The sequence below is a fragment of the Kitasatospora sp. NPDC047058 genome (genome assembly GCF_040643935.1).
Lineage (GTDB): Bacteria > Actinomycetota > Actinomycetes > Streptomycetales > Streptomycetaceae > Kitasatospora.
Map to the genome: position 1 here is coordinate 1 of NZ_JBEYVJ010000365.1, position 6,594 is coordinate 6,594.

Annotated in this window: 8 protein-coding genes; 3 read left to right on the forward strand and 5 right to left on the reverse strand. The window is 75.3% G+C overall.

What is annotated here, in order from left to right:
• The 5 genes from ABZ885_RS32860 to ABZ885_RS32880 form a co-directional block, all read right to left on the reverse strand.
• A partial coding sequence (locus ABZ885_RS32860) for a condensation domain-containing protein (protein WP_360196832.1) occupies window positions 1–1,470 on the reverse strand: 1,470 nt, incomplete at its 3' end.
• Window positions 1,471–1,574: 104 nt separating this feature from the next.
• Window positions 1,575–2,327 (reverse strand): 4'-phosphopantetheinyl transferase superfamily protein, encoded by a 753-nt coding sequence (locus tag ABZ885_RS32865; protein ID WP_360196835.1) that lies wholly within the window; start codon window positions 2,325–2,327, stop codon window positions 1,575–1,577.
• Window positions 2,324–3,151: a hypothetical protein gene (locus ABZ885_RS32870; RefSeq protein WP_360196838.1), complete on the reverse strand. Its 828-nt coding sequence runs from the start codon at window positions 3,149–3,151 to the stop codon at window positions 2,324–2,326. The genes ABZ885_RS32865 and ABZ885_RS32870 overlap by 4 nt, the downstream gene beginning before the upstream one ends.
• Window positions 3,152–3,155: 4 nt before the next feature.
• Window positions 3,156–3,446, reverse strand: a complete 291-nt coding sequence (locus ABZ885_RS32875; RefSeq protein ID WP_360196841.1) for an acyl carrier protein — start codon at window positions 3,444–3,446, stop codon at window positions 3,156–3,158.
• 161 nt (window positions 3,447–3,607) lie between these two features.
• Window positions 3,608–4,540 carry a 3-oxoacyl-[acyl-carrier-protein] synthase III C-terminal domain-containing protein gene (locus ABZ885_RS32880; RefSeq protein WP_360196844.1) on the reverse strand — a complete coding sequence of 311 codons (933 nt, stop codon included), beginning with the start codon at window positions 4,538–4,540 and terminating at the stop codon, window positions 3,608–3,610.
• A gap of 111 nt (window positions 4,541–4,651) precedes the next feature.
• Here ABZ885_RS32880 and ABZ885_RS32885 point away from each other — a divergent pair, with 111 nt between their 5' ends.
• The 3 genes from ABZ885_RS32885 to ABZ885_RS32895 all read left to right on the forward strand — a co-directional run.
• Window positions 4,652–4,951: a hypothetical protein gene (locus tag ABZ885_RS32885; RefSeq protein WP_360196847.1), complete on the forward strand. Its 300-nt coding sequence runs from the start codon at window positions 4,652–4,654 to the stop codon at window positions 4,949–4,951.
• A complete protein-coding gene (locus ABZ885_RS32890; RefSeq protein ID WP_360196850.1) occupies window positions 4,948–6,129 on the forward strand; it encodes a glycosyltransferase in 1,182 nt (393 codons plus the stop codon). Before ABZ885_RS32885 ends, ABZ885_RS32890 begins: the two co-directional genes overlap by 4 nt.
• A gap of 90 nt (window positions 6,130–6,219) precedes the next feature.
• On the forward strand, window positions 6,220–6,594 hold a 375-nt coding region (locus ABZ885_RS32895), incomplete at its 3' end, for an ATP-binding cassette domain-containing protein (protein ID WP_360196853.1).

Below are 6,594 nucleotides of genomic sequence, written 5' to 3' on the forward strand. Positions count from 1 at the left end.
CGCCACCTCCGCCTTGAGGATCTGCATCTTGCTCGGCATGTTCGGCGCCGTCTGCACCAGGGCGGCGATCGCGGCGGTGGCCGTGCGCGCGGCGGGCCGCAGGCCGGCCAGTGCCGGGAGGCCGGCCAGCGGGAGCGGGCCGTGGGCGGCGGCCTTCAGGACGGCGGGCAGGGCGAGCGCGAAGCGTTCGGTCTCCTCGCGGTCGAGCACCTGCGGGCAGGCGAGCAGCGCGAACTCCAGGCTGCCGGAGGTCCGCAGGATGGTGAGCAGGGTGCGGACCGGAAGCGGCTGGTCGGGCAGCCAGGTGAGTTCGGGGTCGGCGGCCGGGGCCGGGCGGGCCTCGGACATCGCCTCGGGGATGGCCATGCTGAGGTCGTTGACGACCACCTGCCGGGCGAAGCGGACGCCGCGGACGTGGGCCACGTCCTCGATCAGCTGCCAGACCTCACCCGCGTTGAGCGTGCTGTGCCAGTAGCCCGCGAGCGCGGCCGCCTTCGCCCGGCCGATCAGCTCGTCCAGGTCGGCGGTGCCGGTGTCCAGCGCGAGCAGGGCGTCCTGGGCGAGGGTGCCGATGTGGTCGGCGAGCACGGCGCGCTGGCGGTTGGCGGAGAGCGCGGCGAGGACGAGCCCGGTCCGGCCGGCCCGTTGGGCGACCAGCGCGGCGAAGGCCGCGAGCAGGACGACCGAGGGGGTCGCGCCGGTGCGCCGGGCGACGGCGGAGAGATCGGCGGCGGAGGAGCGGGAGCGCAGCACCACGGCGGACATGCCGGTCGCCGGGCCGGTGATCCGCGAGTCGGCGTAGACCGCCTGCGGACCGGTGGCGAGGATCCGCTCCCAGTGCCGGAGAGCAGCCACGGCCTTGCGCCGGCCCTGGTCGCTCCGCTCCCGCGCGGCCACCTGCAGCGGGGTGAGCCCGGTCACAGGCGGCAGTTCCTTGCCGGCGGCGAGGGCCAGCCAGTCCTGGATCAGCAGGGTGGTCGCGACGCCGTCGGCGCCGGCGTGGCAGACCACCACGATCAGCCGCAGCGCCCGGCCGACGTCCGCCAGCAGGGTGAAGCGGAGCCGGGGGCCGGCCGCGAGGTCGAACGGGACGGCCACCTCGGCGCGGCCCGACCCGGCGGCGAGCAGGTCGAGTTCGGCGTCCGTCCGGCCGGGTCCGGGGTCGTGTACGGTGACCGTGAACTCGCCCTCGCCGCGCACCTCCTGGCGTTCCGGGAAGGCGTCCGGGCCGTCGCCCGGCGGGAAGACGGTACGCAGGGACTCGTGCCGCTCGATCAGCGCGCGCAGTGCGTCGAGGGCGGCGGACAGGGTGGTTCCGTCGGGGACCGGCCAGACCGCCTCCTTGTTGATCTGCTCGGGGAGGTCGCGCCGGATGCAGCGGATCATGTTGTCCTGGCCGAGGGTGAGCGGCCCTGAGCCGCTGCTCGCGCCGCCGTACCGGACCGTGATCCGCCGGCTGGTCTCTGTCACGTCGTCCGTGCCCTTCGGCTTGCCGGGGGTGTCAGCGGGGTGTCGGGGTCCGGGCGGCTGTCAGCGAGCCGGCCCCAGCCTTTTTGGGGGTACCTGATGCATAGTCATCGTGTCGATGCAACAGCGGTATTGAAGGTCTGCGGCGCCGTCCAGTGGTGCACCCGGAGCCGGAACGGCCGGTCGCCCAGGGCTGCCACGGCGGCGCGGAACGGCCCGGGCACCACGGCGTCCGCGATCCGGCACGGGCCGTCGCCGAGGGCCCGCGCGTCGGCGAGGACGAGCGGTGCCGGGCCGGCCAGCGGCAGCCCGAAGCCCTGGACCAGCCGCCCGCCGTACGCCTTGACGCAGGCCTCGCGGCGGCACCACAGCTCGGTGAACCGCTCGGCCAGCTCGGCGGGTGAACCGGCTCCGGCCAGGGCCGCGGCTTCGTCCGCCGGGAAGTAGCGGCGGGCGATCCGGGCTGCGACGCGCGGGTCGCGGACCTCCTCGACGTCCACGCCCACCGGCCGTCCGGCGGCCAGTGCGATGACGGCGAGTGCGCCGGAGGCGGAGTAGCTCACACCGAGGCCGTGACCGCGGGCACCGGCCGGCTCGGGTTTGCCGTGTGGGCCGTACTGCCAGGCGAGTCGGTCCGGGCGCAGGCCCAGCCGCTCGGCCACGAGCAGCCGGACGACGCCGTGCACGACGGTGAAGCGGCGGCCGAGGCCGGAGTCGGGGCCGGCGGCGCGGGCGCGTTCGCCGGGGTCGAGCAGGCGGCCCAACTCCACTGCCACGTCGTCGGGTTGGTCGGTCGGGACGATCCAGAGGTCGATGACCTCGGCCGCTGGTTCGGCGATCACGAACCTGTCGGCGGTCACGGCCCCGCCCGGAGCGTCAGGGTGCTGAGGATGCCGAGCCGGCGGTCGAGGTCGGCGGCCAGTACCGGCCGGCCCTCCGCCTGCCAGCCGGAAAGCCGTGCGGCCAGCGCCGACCAGAGGCCGGTGAAGGGCTGGCCGGGGGTCGCCGTCGCCACCCCGCCCGGTTCCGGGCCGGCCGCGAGGCCGGGGCCGAGCAGCACCGCAGCTCCCTCGCCCAGCGCCTGTACCTCGGCCCGGACCTCCTCCGCCGCGAGTCCGGCATCGGCCAAAGGAGACTGACGTATCGTCAGTCCCTCGCGATCCTCCGCCTCGTCGCAGACCAGCACGACCGCGCAGTGCCGCTCGGGCAGCTCGACCGGAGCGGCTGCCCGGTAGTGCAGCGCGGTCTGCTCGGCCAGCACCACCACCGCGCGGCGGCAGGCCCCGGTCCGGTGGTACTCGCCGGCGATCCGCAGGGCGGTGAACGCGGCGGCCGTTCCCTGGTCGCAGATCGCGAAGGAGAGCGGCCGGCCCGGGCAGGACCGGCTGAGCGCCAGCGAACTGGGTGCGCCCGGGCGGACGTCCGGGGAGTCGAAGGCCAGGATCAGCAGGTCGACCGGCAGCCCGTCGGCGAGCGCCGCGCCCAGCAGGCCCTCGGCCATCTCCTCATAGGAGTGCCCGGCGCCCTCGGCGAGCAGGTCCTCCCGCAGCGGCAGGCCGTACGGACGGACCAGGTCCGAGACGAACACCCGCAGGTCCGGGTCGAGCGAGGTCTCCGACCGGCCGTCGACGTGGGCCGCCAGGGCGCGGGTGACGGCCAGGCCCGGAGCGGGAGCGGCGGGCACCCGGTCAGTCCTCGGCGATGATGTGGCCGGCCACGTAGTCGGCGAGGCTGGTCACCGAGCGCAGGTCGTCCTCGCCGATCTGCTCCACGTCGACCTGGATGTCCAGCGCCTCCTCCACTTCGAGGATCAGCTCGATGGTGCTCGCCGAGGTGAGGCCGAGGTCGTCGAAGAGGCAGGCGTTCTCCGGGATCTCCGGGAGGTCGCGCTTGAGGACGCGTGGCAGCAGCTCGCCGAGGCTCTGCAGGATCCGGTCGCGCAGTTCGGCATCAGTGGTCTGGACCGCGGGGTCTGGCATGGATGTCCCGTCCCGTCGTGCGTGAGAGGTGAGTGGGATGCGATGGCCGGGCAGCCGGGGGTGGCGTGGCCGTCGTCGGCCGGGGCGGCGCCCGGCAGGCACCCGGAGCCGGGGCCGCGGCCGGGCCGGCGCATCGGCAGGTTCCCGTTCCTGATGATGCGTCAGTGCTCGACGGCCATGGCGGAGAACGTGGCTCCGATGCCGGCGGCGGCGATCAGGTAGCGGTCGCCGCGACGGAGCAGCCCCCGTGTGGTGGCGGTGTGGAGATTGATGAGGCTGTCTGCAGCGAAACTGTGCCCGACCGACGGCACGTTGTCCAGCACCACCTTGTCGACCGGGTACCCGATCCGGCGGCAGATCATCCGCCAGGAGGCCTGGTTGACGTTGTGCGGAAGGACCGCGGCCAGGTCGGAGAGGTCCAGACCTGCCTGGTCGAGGGCGGCCTCGACCGCCTCGATCATCACCGCCGGGTACTCGCGCTGGTACCGGGCGAGCAGGTCCGGGTCCTCGGCCAGCCGGCCGTCGAACTCGGGCCGGTGGCGGACGGCGTAGGAGAGCACGCGGTTGCGCTCGCCGGTCGCGCGGACCAGGCACGCGGCCGCTCCCTCGGCGAAGATCCCGGTCTCGGGCACCACCTGGGCGTCCCTGGTGAAGGTCTTCTCCCCGGCCAGGACCAGTGCCAGAGCCTCCGGGTCGTCGGCGCCGGCCAGCAGCCGGCCGGCCAGGTCGACGGCCAACAGGCCCACCGCGCAGGCGTGGTGGGTGACGGTGAAGGCACTGGCGTGCGCCAGGCCGTAGCGGTCGAGCAGGTCGTGCAGCGGGCTGAGCGGGTACGGCACCGCCACCGGCATGCTGCGCGCGTGGATCACGAAGCGGACGTGCCGTTCGCGTCCGCGCAGCTCCGGAAGCGCCTCGACGGCGGCGCCGAGCAGGTCGGGCAGCTTCCCGTCCGGGTCCAGTCGCAGCTGGTCCAGGCCGTGGAAACGGCGGAAGAGTCGAAGTTGACGTGGGGTCAGGCCGATCCGGTCGCCCACCGCCTCGATGGGCACGGCGTGGTGGGGGAGGTGAACGGCCACTGCCTCCAGTGCGGTCACGCGGGCTAGTATTCCGACGCCCGACGGGTCGCACAAGTGATCTCGGGCCCGCTTCGGACTCCAGGGCACCGCCCTGGTCCCGCCCCACGCCGTCGAGCCGGTGGAGCCTCCATGACCGATCACGTCCCTTCCCTCCCCCCTGCCCGGGTCCGCCCCGACCTGGTCGAACTGCTGGTCGCGGCGGCCGACGCGCCGCCGCAGTGGGCCGCACTGGTCACCCCGCAGGCCCGGCTGGACGCCGACCTGATGCTGGACGAGTGCGAACTCGCCGCCCTGGACGCGCTGCTCACCGAGCGGTTCGGGTCCGCGGCCGGTCCGGCGGCGCTGCGCGCCGGACTCGACCTGGCCGGACTGGAGGCGCTGACCGTTGCCGACGTGCAGCGGCTGCTGCCCCGGGAGGCGGACCGGTGAGCCGGTTCCTGCTGGTGGTCCCGCCGTTGACCGGGCACGTGAACCCGGCCGCCGGGATCGCGCGGGAGCTGGCCGCCCGCGGCCACGAGGTGGCGTGGACGGGCACCGAGTCGGTGCTGCGGCCGTTGCTCGGGCCGGACGCGCGGGTGCTGGGCACCGGCACCCGGGCGTTCCGGGCGCAGGGCGGGCACGGGCTGGCCGCGCTGCGTTCGCTCTGGGAGGGGTTCGTCGTCCCGTACGCGCGGTTCACCGCCAAGCCGCTGGACGCGGCGGTGCGCGAGTTCCGCCCGGACGCGCTGCTGGTCGACCAGCACACCCCGGCGGGCGCGCTGGTCGCGCACCGGCACGGCCTGCCCTGGGTGAGTCTGGCGCCGGGCGCGATGGAACTGGGCCGGCCGTTCCGGGCGTTGCCACAGGTCGAGGCCTGGGTGACCGGGCTGCTCCGGGGGCTCTGGCAGCGGGCCGGGCTGCCGGAGGACGAGTACACCGACCCGCGCTTCTCCCCCGCCCTGGTGCTGGCGACGACCGGTGCCGCACTGACCGGCCCGGTGCCGTTCCCGGCGCAGGTCGCCCTGGTCGGGCCGGTGCTGTCCGGGCGGCCCGCCGGTCCGGCCTTCCCCTGGGAGCGGCTGGCGCCCGGGCGGCGGCGGGTCCTGGTCACCATGGGCACGCTGGCCGGTGAACTCGGCGCCGGCTTCCACGCCCGGGCCGTCGAGGCGCTCGCGCGGTGCGGCGACGACGTGCAGCCGGTGATCGCGGCGCCGCGCGCGCTGCTGCCCGCACTGCCGGAGCACGCGGTCGCGGTGGACCGGGCGCCGGTGCTGGAGCTGATGGCGCGCGGCGCCCTGGACGCGGTGCTCTGCCACGGCGGGATGAACACCGTCGGCGAGGCGCTCGCGCACGGGCTGCCGCTGGTGACCGCGCCCATCCGGCACGACCAGCCGTTCGTCGCGGCGCAGGTCACCGCGGCCGGCGCCGGGCTGCGGGTGCCGTTCGCCCGGGTCTCGCCGGAGCAGCTGGCGGGGCGGCTGCGCACCGTGCTGGACTCGGGCACCCACCGGGAGGCCGCGGCCCGGGTGGGGGCGGCGTTGCTGGCGGGCGGCGGCGCGGTGACGGCGGCCGACCGGCTGGAGGCGCTGGTCGCGGGCGGGACGGACCGTCGGAATCCATTGGTCTAGGCCATTGTTTCCGGGGTGCCGCAGCCTCTAGGGTGGCGCCCACACCCCTTCCGCAGTACTCCTTCCCGCATCCCCGTACGGGAGTTCCGGTTGATCGAGACCAAGGGACTACGCAAGTCCTACCCGTCCAAGAAACGCGGTCAGAGCGCCGTCGACGCCGTGCGCGGTATCGACCTGGGCGTGGCCGCAGGCGAGATCTTCGGCTTCCTCGGCCCCAACGGGGCCGGCAAGACGACCACGCTGCGCATGCTCGCCACGCTCATCCGGCCGGACGGCGGCGCGGCCCGGGTCGCCGGCGCCGACCTGCTCGCCGACCCGGCCGAGGTCCGCCGCCGGATCGGCTACGTCGCCCAGGGCGGCGGCACCACCGACGCCGTCAGCGCCTCCTCGGCGCGCCGGAGCGCCGAGGCCTTGCCGGTGCCGTGCATCCGGGCCTGGAGCACCAGCTCCTCGCGGGCGCTGACG

Bases quoted from the DNA above. Each gene is read 5' to 3' on its own strand.
- ABZ885_RS32875 (WP_360196841.1), bottom strand. From the start codon at position 3,446: ATGCCAGACCCCGCGGTCCAGACCACTGATGCCGAACTGCGCGACCGG.
- ABZ885_RS32885 (WP_360196847.1), top strand. From the start codon at position 4,652: ATGACCGATCACGTCCCTTCCCTCCCCCCTGCCCGGGTCCGCCCCGAC.